The following is a 19,153-nucleotide window of genomic DNA, read 5'->3' as shown; positions in this document are numbered from 1 at the left end:
ATTACGCACGCCAGCAGCAGGCAACCTTCTCCCAAAGGTGTGCTTCAAGTCGTGGATGCGGATTCTGGCAAAGCCATCATGTGCCGGCCGCAAGAACTTCTCCTGCCACTTCTTTGCCGCCCGAACCCGCGCCTTCTTCCAGGCCGAGTCATTTATGCGGTGAACCGTCGTCTCATTCCCCTCGCCATCTGGCTTGCCAAACGGGAACACGTAGAGCGGATGCTTCCCGCGCTGCTTCTCGATCACTGACTTGGCAACGTCATTCATTACGACCAGGCGCTCGTCCCGGTTCTTCACTCCAGCCCTCGCGCTCCTACCTCCAAATCCAGCCGGTATCAGGAACACACTCGTTCCCAGCTCAGCTGCGGCAATCTCCCAATTCCACTGAAGTTTGCAAACCTCCTGCTCCCCGCACCCCGTATTGACCTTGAACATCGCCATGGTCTGAAGGTGCGCCGGCAGCTCGGCAAACAGGATCGACTGCTCTTCCCACGAAAGCGGGTAGGGCTTCCGGCTGTTTGTCTTCTCATCCAGCAGGGAAATCATCGGTACCACGTCGAGCAATGGTCGGCGTTCTTCATCTCGCCACTTGCGCGCGCAGAGGTTCAAAACCCGTATAACCCTCTGTAGCGCGATGTTCACAGTCCTATTCGTGACCGGCTTTCCCGTCGCCGGGTGAAGCTTCGATCGCACGTATGGGGCAAGCGCGTCGTCATCTATGTGAGTCAGCGGCATGTCGCCAATGAACGGGTCGAGCTGTTCCATATAGGTCGCTGAAATGTGTATCGACGCCTGATCCTTTGCTGACAGGGTGCCAGCGGCCGGTGTTGTCCTGGATTCGGTGGGTGGTCATGGCTGATCACCTTTGGCCATAGCGGCGTCAATGGCTACATCCAGGACTTCAAGGCGAGGGGCTTCGCCCATAGCGCGATCTGGGGAAATCTGATTCCATCGGGTTACGCTGATCTCAGGATCTTCTGCGCTTTCACGGCTTCGCAGCCACTGATAACGATCTGCATCCTTACGCAGCGCCTCGTTCTCGGCCTTGAGCTGGTCGCGCTCATCCTCTATGCTTTGAAACCGGTCAATTTCGGCGCTAGCCTCATTTGCCCACTCGCATCGAGATTCCGCGTCATTTCGAAGCACATCAATCGTAGCGATCATAGACAGGACTACGGCAGGACTTGCAGCAGCATAAAACTCAGCGTTGTTTAGGCCTTTGCCATCTGGAGTATGCCAAGCGCTCAATATTTCCAGCTTCCTTGGCCAACAACCTGATATGTTGCCGCTGACCGAAAACTGACCCAGTAAAGGCTGTTGGGGATGCGGCGGAAATCTTGGACTACCTGGAGGTAGTTCATGTATTCATACGAAGACCGCATCCGAGCAGTCAAGCTCTACATCAAACTGGGGAAGCGCACCGGGGCAACTATTCGTCAGTTGGGCTACCCGACGAAGAACTCTTTGAAGACCTAGTATGCAGAGTATGAGCGATGCCTCGACCTGCCGCGTGGCTACGCGCCCTCGAAGTCGAAGTACTCACTGGCCCAAAGGGAAAAGGCTGTCGGGTACTATCTCGAACACGGTCGTAGCATCGCCGCTACCATCAAGGCGTTGGGCTACCCCGCACGGGATTCGTTGCGTGCCTGGATTTACGAATTGCACCCCGAGTTGCATACGCGTGTCATCGGTCGATCTGACGGGCTGGCCCGCCCGCCAGTGATGAAGCAGGCAGCGGTCATCGCGCTGTGCACGCGACATGAAAGTGCGAACGCCGTGGCTCAAAAGCTGGGCGTGTGCAGGCCGACCTTGTACAACTGGAAAAATCAGTTACTCGGCCCAGAGGCATCCGCATCCATGAAACGCCGACAACAAACTCCGTCGTCACCGGAACGAAAAGAGTTGGAGCGGCAACTTGAATCTCTTAGGCTCGACGTGCGTCGTCTGCAGCTTGAACACGAACTGTTGATGAGGGCGAGTGAACTCATAAAAAAATAGACGGGCATCGATCGGCAAGTCCTGACCAATCGGGAGAAGACATTGCTGGCTGATGCCCTGAGTCAGACGTATTCCTTGTCAGAGCTGCTTGAAGCGCTTGGCTTGGCCCGAAGCCCCTATTTCTATCATCGAGCCCGAATGCAGGTCGCGGAAAAGTACACCGAAGTGCGTGTTGCCATGGCGGACATTTTCGAGCGCAATCATCGCTGCTACGGCTACCGACGGATGCGGGCTTCGCTGAGCAGGCAGCGTATGCGTCTGTCAGAGAAGGTTGTGCAGCGCTTGATGAAGCAGGAGTGCCTGGTCGTCGCAAAGCCGAAACGGCGTCGATACGGTTCCTACCTCGGGGAAATCAGTCCCGCGCCGGAAAACCTCGTCAACCGTGACTTCACGGCTATTGCTCCGAATGAGAAATGGCTGACTGACATCTCGGAGTTCCAGATCCCGGCTGGCAAGGTGTACCTGTCGCCCATGATCGACTGCTTCGATGGGAAGGTAATCAGTTGGTCGATCGGCACGCGTCCTGATGCCGAGCTTGTGAACACGATGCTGGATGCCGCCGTTGAAACGGTGGCCTGCACCGATAAACGGCCTGTTGTTCACTCCGATCGTGGCGCTCACTACCGCTGGCCTGGCTGGTTATCGCGCATCGCTGATGCGAAGCTGATTCGTTGGATGTTGCGCAAGGGCTGCTCGCCTGACAACGCGGCTTGTGAGGGCTTCTTCGGCCGGCTGAAAACGGAACTGTTCTATCCTCGCAATTGGCAGTCAACGAGCATCGAGCAGTTCATTCAGGCCCTGGATTCATACATTCGTTGGTACAACGAGAAACGAATCAAGATTTCCCTCGGCGCTCTCAGTCCCATTGAGTATCGTGAGAGCCTGGGCCTCGCGGCATAACCAGTCCAAGTTTTTGTCCGCATCCCCGAATACAAAAAAGCTGAGGCGTTGGACTTTGCTATCGGCAAGTGTCGGCGCCTGTACTTCGGTGGTAATCGTCCCGTGCATCACTGGCGCTCCCTATTGTCTTTTTGGTAGGAGAGGTTGGGCACCACGGTTTGTTGACCGTGACAAAATGGGAGGATGCCGAAGATTGGCTGAGCAGGGCAGTATCAGTAATGGCGTTGAATGGTACGATTGTGGCGTGTTCAATTCCTTGAAGGGCAGTATGCTGTCATGAAGCCCAGTTTCGAGCAGGTTCCTACCGACGCTAATACTTCCTGGACGCTCCTGAACAGGCGGCTTGCGGATGCAATACCTTTTGAGTGGCACCATCACCCGGAGTACGAGCTGACACTCACTTTGAACAGTCGTGGTCACCGCTATATCAGTAACGATGTAGCGCTCTACGAGGATTGTGATCTGGTGTTGGTTGGCCCGAATGTCCCACATAGCTGGTCATCAGTCGAGCGCATCGATCCCGCGAAACCTTATATTGCCTTGGTCATTTGGTTTTCCGATGTATGGGCAGAATCACTGGTAAAGCTCTGCCCGGAAATGGGGGCTATTCGAACCATACTGAGTGCTGCGCAAACTGCTTTGCATTTCAGCGATGCGGCATCTCGAGAACTGCGCCCCATCATTGAGTCGATGGTTGATCAAGACGCTTCGCAGCGTCTGGTTTCACTGTTAGTCGTCCTTAACAAGCTGTCTCAAGATGCAAATGCCAGGAAGATCGCCGCCGCAAGAATTCCGGATGCTGCTAGTCAAGTCACCGAGGATGCGAGGATTCGGCGAGTCCTCGATTACATTCACGCTCACTACACCAGCGCTCTTGGTTTGCCGGCGTTGGCTGAGATGGCGTGTGTCAGCGTTTCAGCGTTTCATCGAATGTTTAGAAAGCATACGCGGTGTTCGGCGTTGGACTACATCGTTCGACTACGTATCGGACATGCCTGCTCGTTATTGATGCAAGGCAATCTGGCCATTTCAATGATCGCCGAGCAAGTGGGCTACTCATCGCAAGCGCTCTTCAATCGTCAGTTCAAGACGCTAAAGGGCGTTACCCCTTCAGAGTTCCGGCATAAGCACGGACACCATTTCCAGTGATGCTGCCATGCGACTGATCGAGCTTATCCAGTAGCTCGATCGTTCCGCAGGCGTCGAAAGAAACGCCAGAATCGTATTATCCAACGCTCGAAATGAGGCTGCCGTAATCCCTATTGCGGTGTTTTCATGCATGTAGGAAAAACAAGAACTCAGGTGTCTCATGAGCAAGTATCAATCTTTCGAAAGTGCCGACCTTCCCGAAAACTACAAAGACAGCATCGTCAAAATGAAAAAGACGTTGCGTGCGCAGATAGGCGATGTGGAATCGCTTTTTTCTGAGGTAAGCGAGTTCATTACGGCCGAAATTGGATCGATCAAAGAGCAGCAGGCACTGACCGGCTCGGGTTGGCCCGTGCTTGAGTTCGACACCATAGCCAATGGGAAAGTGACAGAGGAGCAATTGACACAAATTAAACGTCGCGGTTGCTTGGTCATTAAAAACCACTTTCCTAGAGAGCAAGTCCTGACGTGGGACAGGAACCTGTTGGAGTACCTCGACAGGAATGATTTTGATGGGGTTTATCGCGGGCCTGTCGATCAGTTTTTTGGAAACCTCGATGCTTCGCGGCCGGAGATTTTTCCGATTTATTGGTCGAGCTCGCAGATGCAACTGCGCCAGGATGAGCGCATGGGCACTGCGCAATCCTTTCTGAATCGGCTATGGAAAATTCATTCCCAGGGGCAGGACTGGTTCAATCCGAATGTCAACGCTCTTTACCCTGACCGAGTACGCCGCCGGCCACCTGGCACCACCTCTAAAGGGTTGGGGGCACACACCGATTCGGGTGCTTTGGAGCGGTGGCTGCATCCTGCCTATTTGAAAATTTTCGACAAAATCTACAGCAACGATTTCAAATCATATGACCCGTGGGATGCCGCCCATCGCACTGAGGTGGATGAGTACGCGTACAAAAATACAGTCAAGTGTTCAGCTTTCAGAACTTTTCAGGGGTGGACAGCCCTTTCCGACATGAGAGCCGATCAGGGAGTCCTGCATACATTGCCGATCCCCAAAGCCATGGCTTATATGCTTTTACGCCCATTGCTGAACGACGTTCCAGATGATGAGCTGTGTGGTGTTTCCCCAGGCAAGGTACTTCCGGTATCGGAAAAGTGGCACCCGTTACTGCTGCAGGGAATGACCCCTATCCCCGACGTGCAGGCAGGTGATTCAGTTTGGTGGCATTGCGACGTCATCCATAGTGTTGCTCCTGTTGAAAACCAAGAGGGGTGGGGCAACGTAATGTACGTGCCGGCGGCTCCGATGTGCCCAAAAAATCTCAAATATGCCAAGGACGTATTTAGAGCGTTCAAGGCAGGCGAGTCGCCAGACGATTTCCCGCCAGAGCATTACGAAACAGCATGGGAAGACCGATTCACGTCGGAACAATTGAATGCTATCGGTCGCAACGGGTTAGGTATCTCCTGAGTTCACGGAGCTGTTGCTATCGAAATTGGCGCACTCAATCCGATTGAGGAGCGCCTCTACTTGGCAGGCGACGCTTGCCATACATAACAACAAAAAAGGTACAAAGATGAACGCAATCAATCGCCTTGCTGCTGTCATTTCCTTGGCCACACTTTGTCCTCTCTCGGTGCACGCCGCTGATAGCAAGGGCACTGTCGAAGTCGTTCACTATTGGACGTCGGGAGGAGAAGCCAAATCTGTGGAAGTGCTTAAACAGATAGTGGAAAAGGATGGCTTCACTTGGCAAGACAGCGCTGTGGCGGGCGGCGGCGGAGCAGCTGCAATGACGGTGCTAAAAACCCGAGCTGTCTCCGGTAACCCGCCCTCAGCTGCACAGATCAAGGGGCCGGATATTCAGGAGTGGGGCAAGCTGGATTTGCTGACCAGCGTCGATGAGGTGGCCAAGGCAAACAACTGGGACAGTTTGCTGTCCAAGACCGTTGCCAACATCATGAAGTACGAAGGTCACTATGTAGCAGTGCCGGTGAACATCCATCGCATCAACTGGTTGTGGGTCAACCCTGAGGTGCTCAAGAAGGCCGGCGTGGACAAGGCCCCGTCAACCCTGGAAGAACTCTACGCTGCGGGCGACAAGCTCAAGGCTGCGGGCTTCATTGCGATTGCTCACGGTGGACAGCCCTGGCAGGACACAACTGTATTTGAAGGTCTGGTGCTGAGCATCATGAGAGCCGAGGGTTTTCGGAAGGCCTTCATTGAAAATGATGAGGAGACACTGACCGGCTCAAAAATGACCGAGGTTTTTGCGGCGCTTCGCAAACTACAAACCTATATGGATCCTGATGGCACCGGCCAGGACTGGAACCTGGAAACGGCAAAGGTCATCAATGGCAAAGCGGGCATGCAAATCATGGGCGACTGGGCCAAAAGTGAGTGGACGGCGGCCGGTAAGAATGCTGGTACGGATTACGAGTGTGTACCTTTCCCAGGTTCGCAAGGGATCTATACCTACACGATTGACTCACTGGTCATGTTCAAATTGTCTAAGAAGAATGATATGCCCGGCAACAATGCGGCGCGTGACTACTTGGCCAAGGTCGCTCTGGAACCGGAATTCCAGTACGTCTTCAATCAGAACAAAGGCTCAATCCCGGTTATCAAGGGGCTGGACATGAGCAAGTTTGATAGGTGTGCTCAAGCTTCCTCCAAAGATTTCGCCGAAGCCGAGAAGGCTGGTACGTTGGAGCCAAGTATGGCGTTCAACATGTCCACTTCCCAAGCAGTGCAGGGGGCAATCTTCGATGTGGTCAGCAATTTCCTGAGCAACAAGAATGCTGCCCCTGGTGAGGCTGGCAAACAGATGTTTTCGGCCATCAAGGCCGCTGCTCAGTAGCAGTGGATGGTTGCCTTCGAGACCTGCAAACAACACGGCAGGTCTTTGAATAAGTCCGTATAAAAATTACCGCTTCCTGCATAAGTTTTTCGCACGCCCCCCTGCCGAAGCCCCTCGTTAACATTCCCGCAGATCATAAAAAGAAGATGTTTGCGCTATGCGACTTGGTTGGTATTCGGTGCTTACGCCAAAAGAAAAACGCACCTATTGGCCTGCTTTGGTGGATTCACGCTGGATACGATGGATTCAACCATCTATGCACTGATGATGCCTGTGTTGATGACTGTGCTGGCGTTGAGCAAATCTGACGCCGGCATGCTGGGTTCGGTTTCGCTGATCGGCAGCGCTATCGGAGGTTGGGGTGCAGGCCTTTTGGCCGACCGCTTTGGGCGTGTAAAGGTAATGCAGATCACTGTGTTGTTGGTTGCATTGTTTACCTGCCTGGCCGGCTTATGCAGTAGCTTCTGGCAGTTTCTGCCAGTGCGGTTTCTACAGGGTATCGGCTACGGCGGAGAAGCGGTTGTCGGCGCGGTTTTGATCAGTGAAGCCATTTCACCGGCCTTGCGGGGGCGTGTTGCTGCTTCGGTGCAAAGTGGCTATGCCGTCGGATATGCTATTTCGCTGACCTTGATGCCGGTCGTATTCGCCTGGCTGCCAGAATACATCGCCTGGCGCGCCTTCTTCGCCATTGGGCTGTTACCAGCGTTTCTGATCTGGTTCATCCGGCGCCTTGTGCCAGAATCCGAGGCATTTACTCAAGCCAGCCGCACACCGAAGAAAATGAACCTACGGGAAATTTTCGGCAGTGAGCACCGTCGAGTAACCTTGATCAGTACGGTTCTGGCCAGCGGCATCTTTGGCGATGCTTACATCATGATCACATGGCTCCCCACCTACATGCGCATGGTGCTCAACCTACCGGTGGCGTCGACCTCAGGATACCTGGCGGTGCACATCATCGGTTCGCTATTGGGGTCTTTAATCTATGGTCGTATCAGCGTCAACATTAGTCGCGGTAAGGCCTTCATGCTGTTTTTGATCTGCCAGGCGTGCGTGGTTTCGGTGTATACCTTTGCGCCGATCAATATGGCTGTAACGCTGGGTTTGGGTTTATTGCTGGGAGCCTTCCAGGGTGGACTGGCATCTGGGTTAGCCAAGGCGCTTCGGCCTTATCTCTCGCTTTCAGTGTTGCCGTAGTCGGCGCATTAATCGGCTGTTTTCTGGTCATGGCTGTCTGCTGGCTTCGTGGCGTAGGCAGTGATGCCGTTCGCCTGATTTTGGCTGGTGCGGCGTTTTCAGGGTTTCTCAGCGCCCTGAGTGGTCTGTTGCTGCTCCGGGATCAGCGTACCGCCGACGAAATGCGCTTTTGGGTGATTGGCTCTCTGGCTGGTCGGCCTGTCGAAACACTCTACGCAGCGCTACCGGGCCTGATTTGCGGACTGATATTGATGCTACCTTTGGTTCGCCCATTGGCGGCACTGGCCTTGGGAGAGGCGTTGGCCAGCAGCCTTGGCCATCATCCACAGCGAGTGCGTCTGGGGGCGCTAATCGTGGTCGCGATACTGGTCGGAACGGCCAATGCCGCGGCTGGCCCGATTGGATTCCTGGGGCTTACCTGTCAAGGACGCGTTGCTCGTCCTGGCAGATCAGGGAGATGCCGTCAGCCGGTTACTGATCAATACGCTTCGAATGCCGCGGATACTCGCGGCTGTGTCGACCGGCGCCGCCGGCTGCCTGATGCAAACCTTGGCGCGCAATCGACTGGCTACTCCTGGAATTGTCGGATTGGACAATGGCGCCACTGCTTTTGCGGTGGCTTCCATCGTGGCAACGTCCACTAGCCTGTTGCCCTCGATTCTGGCTCTTTCCGGAGCGGCCACTGCAGTTGTTTTGACGTTCGCTCTGGCGTCTGGCTCGGGTTCACGGGGCTATCGTTTCATCGTTACGGGTATCGGCGTCGGCGCGATGTTCAGCGCACTAACAAATCTCATGCTCTCCCAGGCCCCTATAGACGCTGCCAATCGCGCCTACCCGTGGACGGTAGGCAGCCTGAATGGGACGTCGGCCGTTGCCATTAGGGCGCTCGCGGCAGGATTGTTCTTTGGCTCGCCCTGGGCCTGTCTGCTGGGGCGCCGGCTGGCTGCGATGGGTTTTTCTGAACGGGTGTCTATCAGCCTCGGCGTGCGCCTGACGACGTTGGCGGCGACCGTTTGGCTTACAGCGTTGGGCGTAGCGGTGGTCGGCCCGGTAGGACTTGTGGCGCTGATTGCACCGGAAATAGCGCGTTATCTTGCCAGGCAGCGTGGTGTTCCGGTTTTGAACTCGGCCTGGAGCGGGGCGCTGCTGATGGTGGTCGCCGACTTGGCAGGTCGCAATAACCTGTCCCCCATAGAGGTGCCTGTCGGTATCGTGATGGCCATCATTGGCGGCCCTTATCTGATATGGATTGTTTTGCGCCAACCTGATCGGAGAGTCCAATAAAGCGATTCGAGTTACCGTGCATCGGCGACGCCATGGCCACTCTGGAAACGCGCGATCTGTATCTCGGGTACGGACGACGCATGGTGGTCAATGGCCTGAACTTGCACATTCCGCAAGGACAGGTGACGGTCATCGTCGGCCCCAATGGCTGTGGAAACTCCACTTTGCTCGCTGGCCTGGCGCGGCTCAATAAACCACGCAGTGGCGCCGTCTTGCTTAACGGTCAGCCAATTGGTTCATTGCCAACCCGCGACGTTGCCTGGTTATTGGCCCTGCTACCTCAGGACGCAAGTGCGCCAGAGGGGATAACCGTGAATGAGCTCATCCGGTTTGACCGGCAACCGCATCAGGGCTTGATGCGTCAGTGGAGCTCCAAGGATCAACTGATCTCAGAAAATGCATTGCACGCCGCCGACCTTGTCGAGTTGGCAGGCTGTGCGCTCGAATCCATCTCCGGTGGACAGCGACGACGCGCCTGGATTGCGATGGCAATCGCCCAGGACACGCCTTTGCTGTTGTTGGACGAGCCAACTTTAGCGCTGGATTTGGGTCACCAGATAGAAGTCTTTGAGCTCGTTCGCCAACTGACCAATGCCGGCAAGACGGTGGTCATGGTTCTGCATGATCTTTCCAGCGCGTGCCGATATGCAGACCATCTGGTGGCCATGAAGGCGGGGCGTATTGTTATTTAGGGCGCTCCAGACACAGTCGTGACTACTGCTCTCATTGAAGAGCTTTACGGAGTGAGTTGTGTACTGTTGAAGTGCCCCCAGACAGGCAAGCCTGTTATCACCGCGATTCAACCGCTACCGCATAAGCAGCAGAAGCAGCAAGGTCAGACAGAGTTCGTGGCTGAAGAGTTTCAGTGCTGATCGAGACTGCCAGTAAGAGCCTCAAGCAAGTACCACAAGGCTCTGTTGCGCAGGGATTGAATGTTTTCTCTAGATGTAATGGGGAGCGGATTGACCGAGTGGGTAGGGAAGCGACAACGGTCGACTTCTTTCTGTAACTAATAGACCTTATGGGATGTTTGCTGCCGGACTCAAGGTGATCGGGGCCGGAAGAGTAAACCGAGAGAACCTGGCATCGTATCAACGGCCCAAACAGATCAAGCTGTTACTTAAGGACATTTCCTTCAGGGGCGGTGAACCGGCGCAAGGCGAAAAACCGGATCTCTGCCGCCTGAAGGTCGAACGCTTTTAAGCTACCGATAGATCAGTCTTAACGGGTGCTCCGAACTACGCGCCCGGGCACGACGCCATCAACCTCTTCACGGTTAGTGCGAGTGATACCGTGAAGAAGAAGTGCGACATGAAGCCGCCAATGATGACGACAGGGTCGTAGTAATTCGGATGATTGTCCGAAGCAATGGCGATAGCCACGTGCATCACGACCCACGCGATGACTGCGTAGAACAGCGCGATGAAAGTCGCTTCATATCCACGACGGCGGAAATACGGCCAGATGAGGGCAAACAGGACGCCCCATCCGATTGCGAAGAAAAAATGAATCGCAGTGCCGAGAAGATAGGCCCATGGGCCGAGCGCCTCTTGAACTTCCTTGCCGAACACGAGACCTGTCGCGTTACGCGGAATGCCGGCGAGCGGCATTAGATGTTGTACCCCAACCCAAATCAGGGCCTCGTAAATCCAGATGATTACCGCGCCAGTCAGCCCGCCAATCACACCGGCGCGAATTAAAGCTCTCAGATTCTGCTTATTTGAGTTCAACGTCGAACCCGTGTTGACATCGTTGCCGCTCATGCTGAAGCCTGTTTCGTGACTCATGCTTTCACCTTCTTATTGTTGTAAAAAAGACTACAAAGTTGGACTGCTTAATAGCCTAACTCTGGGGCTGACTCTAGGCCACAGGTCTCTGCTACTCCTCTGGGAAATGCTTAAGCAGGTATCGTTTTTCTTTATCGGGTGATTTTGAGCTTTGTATCAGCTTATCTAGCAAAAAGCGTAGGTGATTGAATCTGCGACCTGTGCCGAGAATCGGGCAAGAAGAACTTGGCCTAATGCTGGCGGCGGGCCGCCAGCCAGAAACTTGGCTTATCCTGCGCCTGCACCTTCTCGCGATTGGCGCGACGGTTGGCAAAGGGATAAGCACAGTGCGAGCACGCAGCACCTGCGGCCATCTGCGCAAATGCGGTTTCGGCACTCCAGGGCTGTGGTGTCGTAGCGCCATTCGCGCAATTGCTCATGGGGCAGCGATAACCAAGCAGCATTAGAGCGCCTGTTTATGTCATGCGCTCATAGATTGCCTGTTGAGTTGCGATGATGAAGTTGCCGGAAGAGTCGGTTGCCACGAAGACATCCAAAACGCTCTCCGAAGCAGGCAGCGCGGGAAACAATACGCTGGCGCCTGTGATCAGGCTGGCACTGATTAGCTGTTCGCGAACCATTGCGTTGATTACGCCGTCCTTGCGTCCCCGATAAGAAAAACCGATATCTGCTTAAGGATTTCCTAGAGGCGGGGCGAGCACTTGCGGCTTTACAGTCATGCCTAGTATCCGACTGAGTGAAAAGGTCTTTTCATTCCCTAGCCTGTCGGATGGTCTACAAAAATAAGAAGGTGAAAAGCATGCGTCACGAAACGGTCGATATCAAAGCGTGGATCGACAACCGCCCGGTTGCCGGCTATCAGTGGCTCATCATGAGCCTGTGTTTCTTCATTGTGCTGTTCGATGGCTTTGACGTCGCGGTCATGGGTTTTATCGCGCCTTCGCTGATTCAAGATTGGGGCCTGTCCAAAGCGGCCTTTGGCCCAGTCATGAGTGCCGGCATGGTCGGGTTGGCCATTGGCGCCCTGACGGCTGGCCCCTATGCCGATCGCCTAGGGCGCAAAAAAATACTGCTGTTCGCCGTTACTGGTTTCAGTTTGTTGAGTCTTGCTTGCGCATTTGCCAGCAATCCTTACGAACTGGCGGCCTTGCGTTTGTTGACGGGTGTGGCTTTGGGCGCAGCGCTGCCCAATACCACAACACTGCTTTCCGAGTACCTGCCAGAGCGCAACCGGTCGTTGTTCATTACCATCATGTTTACCGGTTTCAACATGGGGTCGGGGATGGGCGGTTTTTTGGCGGCCTGGCTAATCCCGCACCACGGCTGGCAATCGGTGCTCCTGGCTGGTGGAATCCTGCCGCTAGTGTTGTTGCCGTTCCTCTGGCTGCTGTTGCCCGAATCCGCACGTTTCCTGGCAACTCGTAATGCCCCCGCCAGCCAGATCGCCCGAGTGCTGAACAAACTGGGTGGCACCTTTTCGGCCACCACGAAATTCACCATGACCGAGCCTCAGACTCAGCATAAGGCGCCCGTGCGCATGCTCTTCAGCGAGGGCTTCCGGTTTGGCACCGTCGCGCTATGGATGACTTATTTCATGGGCCTGTTGGTGATCTACCTGACCATGGGCTGGATGCCGACGCTTTTGCGCGAAGGTGGTCTGTCCATCGAGCGCGCGGCGACTATTACTGGCCTGTTCCAGATCGGCGGCACGGTCGGCGCAATTGTGGTCGGCTGGGCCATGGATCGGCGTAATCCAAACCGTGTGATTGCAATGGCCTACGCGATGGGCGGTGCGTTCATCCTGCTACTGGGAGCATTCAGTCTCGAGTCAAGTCTGTTGGCATTCGGCGTAGTGGCGGCTGGATTCTGTATGAGCGGTGCGCAGACCGGACTCAATGCTTTTGCTCCCGGCTACTACCCAACTGATTTTCGCGCTACGGGTGTGAGCTGGATGCTGGGGATCGGTCGCTTCGGGGCTATCTTTGGTTCTCTCATCGGTGGTGCAGTGCTCAGCCTCGGGTTAGGTCTGCCGTTGCTGTTCACCCTGCTGAGCGTGCCGGCTTTCATCGCTGCACTGGCAATCCTGGCCAACGGTCATGCTCGGCGACGGGTAAATAAGGCTTTGCTGACGCAATAATCTACTTCGAACAAAGGAACTCATCATGGCACGCATCATCGGTGGCCTCGCTGTATCGCACACACCAACCATCGGCTTTGCCGTCGATCACGAAAAACAGAATGAGGCGGCCTGGGCGCCGATCTTCGAAGGCTTCGAACCGATCAAAGTCTGGCTGAAGGAGCAACAACCGGATGTGTTATTCTACATCTTCAACGACCATGTGACCTCGTTCTTCTTCGACCACTATGGCGGGTTCTCCTTGGGAGTCGATGAGCATTACGAGGTGGCGGATGAGGGCGGTAATCCGCGTTTGCTGCCCGCGGTTGGCGGACATGCGGCGCTGTCGCGGCACATTGGTCAAAGTCTGATGGCCGATGAATTCGACATGAGTTTCTTCCGTGACAAGCCACTGGATCATGGCTTTTTTTCGCCGATGTCTGCACTTTTGCCGTGCGAACCTGAGTGGCCGGTAGAAATCGTGCCGCTACAGGTCGGCGTGTTGCAGTTCCCGATTCCCAGTGCCCTGCGCTGCTACAAACTGGGCCAGGCCTTGCGCCGTGCCATTGAAAGCTATCCCGAAGATCTAAAGGTGGCCATTGTCGCGACCGGTGGGGTGTCCCATCAGGTGCATGGCGAGCGTTGCGGCTTCAATAACCCGCAATGGGATGAGCAATTTGTTGATCTGCTGGTCAACGACCCGGTGCGCCTGACCGAAATCACCCATGCCGAGTACGCCACCCTCGGCGGAATGGAAGGCTCTGAAGTCATCACCTGGCTGATCATGCGCGGTGCCCTGTCGGCCACGGTGAAGAACCTGCATCAGGACTACTACCTGCCGTCCATGACGGGTATCGCCACGCTGTTGTTGGAGAATCAGGACAGGGAGGTGCCCGTCGAAGTCACTGCGCGTCACTTGCAGCATATGCAGCATCAGTTGGCGGGTATCGAAAAACTGGAAGGCACCTACCCGTTCACCTTGGAGCGCAGCGCCAAGGGCTATTGCCTGAACAAATTCCTGCACCGGATGATCGAGCCGCAATGGCGCCAACGATTTCTTGAGGCACCGGAGGCGCTGTACGAGGAGGGTGGCTTGAGCGAAGAGGAATGCGATCTGATGCGACGTCGTGACTGGCGCGGTCTGATCCAGTACGGGGCGATTTTCTTTGTGCTGGAAAAACTCGCTGCTGTGCTCGGCATTCCAAATCTGCAGGTCTACGCAGCAATGCGTGGGCAGACCCTTGAGGAGTTTATGAAGACCCGCAACCAGCAGGTGCTGTACTCGGTGGCGGGCAAAACCTCTCGCTGATCCTCAGGGGCGATCGCTCCGTTAGTTCTCGGCGACCTTTTCCGGGTCGCCATCACCCATTTTTCGCTTGATCCCAGTGTGCCCGGCAAATAAGGGCGCAGGGCATTTCTTTACCCAAAAATCGGAAAACAATAACAATGAAAATCACCGTTAATCGCCGAATCGCTTGCTCGCTGGCTGTTGCTTGTACGGCACCTCTGGAAGTTCAGGCCGCAGGTTTCATCGATGACGCCAGCGCGAACCTGAACCTGCGCAACTTCTACATCAACCGCAACTTTACCAATCCGGCTTACCCGCAAGGCAAGGCCGAAGAGTGGACGCAGAGCTTTATCCTCGATGCTCGTTCGGGTTTCACCCAGGGCACGGTGGGATTTGGCGTAGATGTGTTGGGACTCTATTCGGTCAAGCTTGATGGTGGGCAGGGCACCGGTGGTACGCAGCTATTGCCACTCGATAGCGATGGGCGTCCTGCCGATGATTTCGGCCGCTTGGCGGTCGCCGGGAAAATGAAAGTGGGCAAAACCGAACTGAAGGTCGGTGAGTGGATGCCGGTATTGCCGATCCTGCGTTCCGACGATGGCCGTTCGCTGCCGCAAACCTTCCGTGGCGGCCAGATCACCTCGCAGGATATCGATGGCCTGACCCTGTACGGCGGTCAGTTCCGGCATAACAGCCCACGCAACGATTCAAGCATGGACGACATGTTCATGCAGGGGAAAACCGCGTTCACGTCCGATCGCTTCAACTTCGTCGGCGGTGAATACAGCTTTAACGACAAGCGCACCATGATTGGCCTGTGGAATGCCGAGCTCAAGGACATCTATCAGCAACAGTATCTGCAACTGGTACACAGTCAACCGCTCGGCGCCTGGACGCTGGGGGCAAACCTGGGTTACTTCTGGGGACGCGAGGACGGCAGTGCCCGCGCCGGCGACCTAGACAACCGCACCGCCTCAGCGCTGCTCTCGGCCAAGTACGGTGGCAACACCTTCTACGTCGGCCTGCAAAAGCTCACCGGTGACAACGCATGGATGCGGGTCAACGGCACCAGCGGCGGTACCCTGGCCAACGATAGCTTCAACAACAGTTATGACAACGCCCGAGAGAAATCCTGGCAACTGCGCCACGACTACAATTTCGTTGCCCTTGGCATCCCCGGCCTGACTTTGATGAACCGCTACATCAGCGGGGAAAACGTGCACACAGGCAGCATCACCGATGGCAAGGAGTGGGGACGTGAGTCCGAGCTGGCCTATACCGTGCAGAGCGGCACCTTCAAGAACCTCAACTTGCGCCTACGTAATTCCAGCATTCGTCGGGACTACAGCAGCAATGAGTTTGATGAGAACCGTCTGATCATCAGCTATCCATTGAGCCTGCTCTAACGCCTTGGCAAGCAGATTCGCCCCACAGGTGACCATTGTCGTTCACGAAGTCGTGTACGGCCTCAATCCCCTGCGGGTGCGAGCCTGCTCAGCCGCGGTCACTACTTGGAGCTCGTCAAATGTTCCCTGATCTTAAAATCCGCACCGGTATGATCACGGTGCTCTTACTCTTCATCGTGGCATTGCTCTTCTTGACCCTGAGCAGTTGGCGGGCGGCAGTCACCAGCCACGACGAGATCATCGAGTTGAACAGCGCCACTATTGTCATCGACGGCGTAAACAATTCGCTGCTATTGGCTACCCGAACTAGTGCTAACGTCTCTTCGGCGTTCATAGAAAGTATGGGCGGCCACGTTGAGGATGCACATGCGCGTCTGTTGCGTAGCGAGGGTATCTGGGTGGAAAGTATCGCCAAGCTCAATGCTGCCGCCGACGCCATTAAAGATCCGTTGCTCAAGGGTATGGCCGACGAACTCAAGGTCTGCTTCGACAAGTTCGGGGCTGCCGTTGTCGGCCAGCGCGCAGCGGTGCGTGCTTTGTCGGCCGCAGATTACATTGAGTCAAATAAAGCGGCCGTTGATGGCATGGCCAAGCTGCAGGCGGTACGCCTAAAGCTGGTTGGCGAGCTGGAAACACGAAGCAAGCAGATCATTGTGCAATCAGTTGACCGGCTGAAAATGGCGCAGACCGTGGCAGCTACACTGGGCGTTATTACATTGGCCATGGCCATCCTGTGCTGGGTCTTTATCGCTACCCGTGTATTGCGGCCCTTGCGCGATGCAGGTCAACATTTTCGACGTATCGCAGGTGGCGATCTCACTCAGCCTGTGACCGTTCCTGGCCGCAACGAAATTGGCGAACTCTTCGTCGAGCTTCATCGCATGCAAACCAGCCAGCGCGTCACCCTGGATCTGATCACCGGTTCCGCGACCCAACTGGCGTCAGCTGCACAAGAACTGAATGCGATAACAGGAGAAAGCAATCGTGGGCTTCAGCAGCAGAACCAGCAATTGGAACAGGCCGTCACGGCAGTCAACGAAATGACGAGCGCCATCGAAGAGGTGGCTCGTAACGCCGTGTCGACTTCGCAAACGGCCGCTGCCTCCGACAACCTATCGAAAAAGAGCCGTCAGCAAGTCCACGAGAATATCGAGGGAACCCAATCGATGACAGCCGATATCCAGGGCAGCGCCGAATGCATTCAAAATCTGGCTCATGAAGTGCGAAACATTAGCAAAGTACTGGACGTAATACGGTCGGTTTCCGAACAGACCAACCTACTGGCGCTCAATGCTGCCATTGAAGCAGCACGCGCCGGTGAAGCCGGACGTGGTTTTGCGGTGGTGGCCGACGAGGTACGGACGCTGGCATACCGGGCGCAGGAGTCGACTCGTGAAATCGAACAGATCATTGCTAGCGTGCAGAGCACAGCCGAACAGGCGGTTGGAGCTATGCACGCTAGTTCGTCTAAAGCACAGGTGGCGCTAAACATGACTCAAGCGAGCGGTGTAGTGCTGGAAGAAGTATTCGCTGCCATCGGCCAGATCAATGAGCGCAACCTGGTGATCGCGAGCGCAGCGGAAGAACAGGCGCAGGTGGCGCGTGAAGTGGACAGCAATCTCCTCACAATCCGCGACCTCTCGGCGAAATCTTCGGAAGGTGCGCAACAAACGAACACTGCCAGCAAGCAGCTGACACAGCTTGCGGAGGAGTTAAGCGGGCTGGTAGGACGCTTTCGCACGTGACTATTGGTAGTTTTCCCGTAAATGGGCAAACTCAAACTGTTTCATTGAGCCTCCTCGCGAAGCAGTGCTCCAGGCACATATTAGGTTGGTGACGGGCCTGAACCACTGCCTGCCTCAAGGATTACCCGGCGAATCGTATCCATCAGGGCTTGAGCCACCGGAGAGTGCAGGCAGCCGCTACGATAAGTCAGGCCGATGGCCCGGGTAGTTTGCCTCAGCTCCAGCGGCAGGATGCACAATTCGCCAGAGGCAATCTCATGTTCCAGCTGGTGAGTGGACACTGCGGCGAGCATGTCCGAACGCAATAACAGTCCACGAATGATAGACATGTCGCCGCTTTCCACCATCGGTCGGGGCGGCGCAATCCCGAATCGGGTGAAGCACTCGTCGAGCATTTGCCGGGCGGGCGATCCGGCGCGAGGCAGTACCCACTGGGCGGCGCTGAGCTCATCTTGCAAAGCCGTTTTTAGATAGAGTGGGTGATCACGCCGCGCCACCACTACCATTTCCTCCGTGAGCAACACTTCACCGCTCAGGTCGCTGGCATAGGCCTGCGGCCGTAGGGCGCCAAAAATGAAGTCCACATCGCCGGCTCGCAACTCGGTCGCCAGCAGATCGAATGGGCTTTCGTTGGTGATAACTTGGGTCGCAGGGTGTTCGGCCATCAAGCGCACGATGGCCTCGGGCAAAATACGCGTACGACCCAAGGGCAGGGCACCGACATGTACCAGGCCTTGCAGGTCACCGCGCATTGCGGTGATATCGGTCTCGATATGGCGCAACTCGTTCAGCGCCCGACGGATCGGAAAGAGGATTTCATGGCTGACACGCGTCGGCTGCAGTCCGCGAGGTGTACGCTCGAACAATGATTGGGCACAGCCATTTTCCATGACCTTGATGGTCGAGCTGATCGCCGGCTGGCTTAGACCAAGCAAGCTGGCAACGGTCTGCATATGGTGGGTTTCACAAAGTTTGACAAAAACTTGCAGGCGCCTGTTCTGGAACAGGTAAAGCGGTTCGACAGCACGCTTCTCCCCATTACCTAGTAAGCGTGGCACGCTTTCAAGCTCGGCCAGTACCCGACGAGCCCGAGGCAATAGCCGCGCACCGTAATCGGTCAAACGCATACCGTTGGCATGACGTTCAAACAACAGTACATCCAGCCGGGCTTCCAATTCGGAAATAGACCGGGTGACCACTGACTGCGCCCGGAACAGGGCCACAGAAGCCTTCGAAACGCTGCCATGGTCGGCGACTCTGACGAAGGCTCGCACCTGCATCAGGCTGGGAAGTTCATTGGTCTCCATGGGAAGCGTGCTCTACATATCGATGTTTAAGTCTGACTATGTATCGCCCATTGGCTGTAGGCAATAAAAAAAAAGCATACCTCGAAAACTCTAACGCATTTCTACCTCAGTGGTTCACGGTGCGATGCTCTTTCGAAACGCAGGAGGAGAATCCGCA

At 55.5% G+C, this 19,153-nt stretch carries 13 protein-coding genes and 4 pseudogenes; 12 read left to right on the top strand and 5 right to left on the bottom strand.

The features are described from left to right. Window positions 1-6 precede the first annotated feature (6 nt). Together J2Y83_RS18575 and J2Y83_RS18570 are read right to left on the bottom strand one after the other, a co-directional pair. Window positions 7-801 (bottom strand): annotated as a pseudogene (locus tag J2Y83_RS18575) (tyrosine-type recombinase/integrase); the annotation flags it as partial. A 48-nt stretch (window positions 802-849) separates the two neighbouring features. After that, window positions 850-1,248, bottom strand: coding sequence for a hypothetical protein (locus J2Y83_RS18570; protein ID WP_253397382.1), 399 nt, complete (start codon window positions 1,246-1,248; stop codon window positions 850-852). A 111-nt stretch (window positions 1,249-1,359) separates the two neighbouring features. Here J2Y83_RS18570 and J2Y83_RS18565 point away from each other — a divergent pair. From J2Y83_RS18565 to J2Y83_RS18530, 8 genes and pseudogenes are all read left to right on the top strand, one after another. Beyond that, a pseudogene (locus tag J2Y83_RS18565) lies at window positions 1,360-2,898 on the top strand (IS3 family transposase). Between the two features lie 276 nt (window positions 2,899-3,174). Then, window positions 3,175-4,047, top strand: coding sequence for a helix-turn-helix domain-containing protein (locus tag J2Y83_RS18560; RefSeq protein ID WP_253397381.1), 873 nt, complete (start codon window positions 3,175-3,177; stop codon window positions 4,045-4,047). A 160-nt stretch (window positions 4,048-4,207) separates the two neighbouring features. After that, a complete protein-coding gene (locus tag J2Y83_RS18555) occupies window positions 4,208-5,476 on the top strand; it encodes a DUF1479 domain-containing protein (protein ID WP_253397379.1) in 1,269 nt (422 codons plus the stop codon). A 106-nt stretch (window positions 5,477-5,582) separates the two neighbouring features. After that, window positions 5,583-6,866 carry an ABC transporter substrate-binding protein gene (locus tag J2Y83_RS18550; protein WP_253397377.1) on the top strand — a complete coding sequence of 428 codons (1,284 nt, stop codon included), beginning with the start codon at window positions 5,583-5,585 and terminating at the stop codon, window positions 6,864-6,866. Between the two features lie 150 nt (window positions 6,867-7,016). After that, window positions 7,017-8,063 carry an MFS transporter gene (locus J2Y83_RS18545; protein WP_253397375.1) on the top strand — a complete coding sequence of 349 codons (1,047 nt, stop codon included), beginning with the start codon at window positions 7,017-7,019 and terminating at the stop codon, window positions 8,061-8,063. Then, window positions 7,979-8,422: pseudogene (locus J2Y83_RS18540) on the top strand (iron chelate uptake ABC transporter family permease subunit); the annotation flags it as partial. The gene J2Y83_RS18545 and the pseudogene J2Y83_RS18540, both read left to right, overlap by 85 nt. Window positions 8,423-8,444: 22 nt before the next feature. Beyond that, entirely contained in the window at window positions 8,445-9,347 is a 903-nt protein-coding gene (locus tag J2Y83_RS18535; RefSeq protein WP_253397373.1) for a FecCD family ABC transporter permease, read from the top strand. A gap of 32 nt (window positions 9,348-9,379) precedes the next feature. Next, a pseudogene (locus J2Y83_RS18530) lies at window positions 9,380-10,219 on the top strand (ABC transporter ATP-binding protein). A gap of 366 nt (window positions 10,220-10,585) precedes the next feature. Here J2Y83_RS18530 and J2Y83_RS18525 read toward each other — a convergent pair. Both J2Y83_RS18525 and J2Y83_RS18520 read right to left on the bottom strand, forming a co-directional pair. Continuing rightward, window positions 10,586-11,134: a hypothetical protein gene (locus J2Y83_RS18525; RefSeq protein WP_253397371.1), complete on the bottom strand. Its 549-nt coding sequence runs from the start codon at window positions 11,132-11,134 to the stop codon at window positions 10,586-10,588. A gap of 455 nt (window positions 11,135-11,589) precedes the next feature. After that, window positions 11,590-11,754, bottom strand: a complete 165-nt coding sequence (locus tag J2Y83_RS18520) for a hypothetical protein (protein WP_253397369.1) — start codon at window positions 11,752-11,754, stop codon at window positions 11,590-11,592. A 179-nt stretch (window positions 11,755-11,933) separates the two neighbouring features. Between J2Y83_RS18520 and J2Y83_RS18515 the strand changes: the two genes are divergently transcribed. The 4 genes from J2Y83_RS18515 to J2Y83_RS18500 all read left to right on the top strand — a co-directional run bounded on the left by J2Y83_RS18515 (window position 11,934) and on the right by J2Y83_RS18500 (window position 17,689). Further along, the gene (locus tag J2Y83_RS18515) at window positions 11,934-13,271 is read left to right on the top strand and encodes an MFS transporter (protein ID WP_253397367.1); all 1,338 of its coding nucleotides are present in this window, start codon (window positions 11,934-11,936) and stop codon (window positions 13,269-13,271) included. 25 nt (window positions 13,272-13,296) lie between these two features. Continuing rightward, window positions 13,297-14,559, top strand: a complete 1,263-nt coding sequence (locus J2Y83_RS18510) for a gallate dioxygenase (protein ID WP_253397365.1) — start codon at window positions 13,297-13,299, stop codon at window positions 14,557-14,559. A gap of 137 nt (window positions 14,560-14,696) precedes the next feature. Then, complete coding sequence (locus J2Y83_RS18505) at window positions 14,697-15,944, top strand: OprD family porin (protein WP_253397363.1); 1,248 nt, start codon at window positions 14,697-14,699, stop codon at window positions 15,942-15,944. A gap of 119 nt (window positions 15,945-16,063) precedes the next feature. Further along, window positions 16,064-17,689 (top strand): methyl-accepting chemotaxis protein, encoded by a 1,626-nt coding sequence (locus J2Y83_RS18500; RefSeq protein ID WP_253397362.1) that lies wholly within the window; start codon window positions 16,064-16,066, stop codon window positions 17,687-17,689. An 80-nt stretch (window positions 17,690-17,769) separates the two neighbouring features. On the opposite strand, the gene J2Y83_RS18495 is transcribed toward J2Y83_RS18500, so the two are convergent. Then, the gene (locus J2Y83_RS18495) at window positions 17,770-18,996 is read right to left on the bottom strand and encodes a LysR family transcriptional regulator (protein ID WP_253397360.1); all 1,227 of its coding nucleotides are present in this window, start codon (window positions 18,994-18,996) and stop codon (window positions 17,770-17,772) included. Window positions 18,997-19,153 lie beyond the last annotated feature (157 nt).

This window comes from Pseudomonas marginalis, assembly GCF_024169655.1.
GTDB classification, from domain to species: Bacteria; Pseudomonadota; Gammaproteobacteria; order Pseudomonadales; family Pseudomonadaceae; genus Aquipseudomonas; species Aquipseudomonas paraveronii.
Note: the sequence above shows the minus strand (reverse complement) of the source record. Positions and strands in the feature narration are given on the sequence as shown.